1 protein-coding gene and 1 pseudogene are annotated in these 1,917 nt (G+C 51.3%); both read left to right on the top strand.

Translation table 11 applies throughout. The annotated features are described in order from the left end of the window. The first annotated feature begins 52 nt into the window (after nt 1–52). Nucleotides 53–1,423 (top strand): YheC/YheD family endospore coat-associated protein, encoded by a 1,371-nt coding sequence (locus tag GRP75_RS25775; RefSeq protein WP_023987902.1) that lies wholly within the window; start codon nt 53–55, stop codon nt 1,421–1,423. Between the two features lie 43 nt (nt 1,424–1,466). After that, nucleotides 1,467–1,917, top strand: a pseudogene (locus tag GRP75_RS25780) (YheC/YheD family protein); the annotation flags it as partial.

Genomic DNA, 1,917 nt, shown 5'->3' on the forward strand with positions numbered 1-1,917 from the left:
CGTTTCCCGTTACTTTCAAGACATCAAGTTGCTGCCCGGAAGGAGATCCACGATGTCCATCAAAAAAACAACGATTCAAATCATCGGATCGGGCATCTTGCAGGATGACGTACTCATGGTCGGCGAGTCCCTGCTTCGCAAATGGAAAATATCCGCTGGCCACCCCGTTCAGCTCGCCTTCGGTTCGTTCCGCCAAGAGGTTACCGTCATATCGGTGCCCCGCTACAGCGGCCTACGTGTGGGAAGCGTGCTAGCCCGAAAAATGGGGCTTCATGCCAATTGTGATCTGCGAGTAACCTACAGCCGAGGTCGCCGGACACTTCGAGTGGGCCCACTTATTAGCGTGCTGGTCAGTCGGGACTATCCCGAACAGCCCGACAAGCCTTTCGGGTCGATCACCCTGTTCTGCCGTGAACTAGTCGGGGAATGCCGCAGACAAGGAGCATATGTGTATTTTTTCACCCCGGAGCATATCGGAAGTCAGCCCGGGCGAGTTCAGGGATGGGTGTATGACGGAGGCTGGAAAAAGACGGTCATGCCCGCCGGCGATGTCGTCAATAATCGTCTTACCTCCCGTAAACTCGAGAACAGAACTAGCGTACAGCATTTCATGAAAGAAGTAAAATCGCAGTACGGCACGACCATTTTTAACGAAAAGTTTCTGGATAAGAATGAAGTATTTGATGCGCTTAAATCAAATTCTTCCCTGCGCAAGTATTTACCCGAGTCCCACTTGCTGCAAACCTTTGCTGTTTTCAAAAAAATGTGCAACCAGTATCCCGCTGTTTTTCTCAAGCCAGTGCGCGGAAGCTTAGGTAAAGGCATAATGCGCATTAACAAGCAAACCGATGGCACCTTTTCGGTGTTATCCACAACAGCGGGCACGCCCCGCAAGCAAACGTATGCCAACGTAGATAAGCTGTACAAAAGCTTAGCGGGAAAAATGAAAACAACACGCTTTCAACTCCAACAGGGACTTACCTTGATTGATCACGGTAAGCGTCCGGTCGACTTTCGTGCGCTTGTACAGAAAAATTCGTCCGGAACCTGGACCGTAACATCCATTGTCGCCCGGATCGCTGGAGGAAGCCACTTTGTGTCCAATCTGGCAAGAGGCGGCACACTGAGCACAGTCAAGGAAGCACTTGCCAAAACCACGCTGCCCGCAACCGTTAAATCGAATGGGCATACCTCTCTGAAAACAGCAGCACTGGATATCGCAAGCGGAGTGGAAAAAGAAATTCCCGCCCATTTCGCGGAATTTGGTATTGATCTGGCAATAGATAGCACAGGGCGCATCTGGTTGCTGGAGGTCAATTCTAAGCCATCAAAGAATGACAACACGCCGTTAAATGATCAGAAAACTCGCCCGTCCGTTAAAAAAATGATTGAATACTGCTGTTATTCAGCCGGCTTCAAATGAATTCATCTCTTCCAGAGTCTGGCTGCCAAAGGAGCTGTTGTCGGTGTCTCTTGTTGTGCCAGGTACGCTGGGCGTGCTTGTTAGCCGGAATCAGGCCGTCACTCCCCCTATTACCGAAGCCGATTTTTGCCGCAGGCTAAGTCTGTTGGGCAGGCGCTCTGGTCTTAGCGTAATGGCGTTTACCGCCGAAGGAGTCTCACCTGAAGATCACTCCATACGAGGTTATGTTTATCGTAACGGAGTATGGACATCCGGCCGCTTTCCGTTGCCGGACATTGTGTATAACCGCTGTCTCCATGTCCACGAGAGCCAGAATGTCAGGCGCACACTGGAAGACATGGCGGAGCAAAAATCGCGCAAGCTCATCTACTGGTCGCGTAACTTACCTGGCAAATGGCAGGTGTATCGCGCTTTGCATGCGGTAGATAAAGTGCGTCCCTTTGTGCCGCCTACGGCGCCTTACCGGGACACGACTCAGCTTGTGGAATGGCTAC

The organism is Paenibacillus sp. OT2-17, assembly GCF_009827695.1.
GTDB classification, from domain to species: domain Bacteria; phylum Bacillota; class Bacilli; order Paenibacillales; family Paenibacillaceae; genus Paenibacillus; species Paenibacillus polymyxa_B.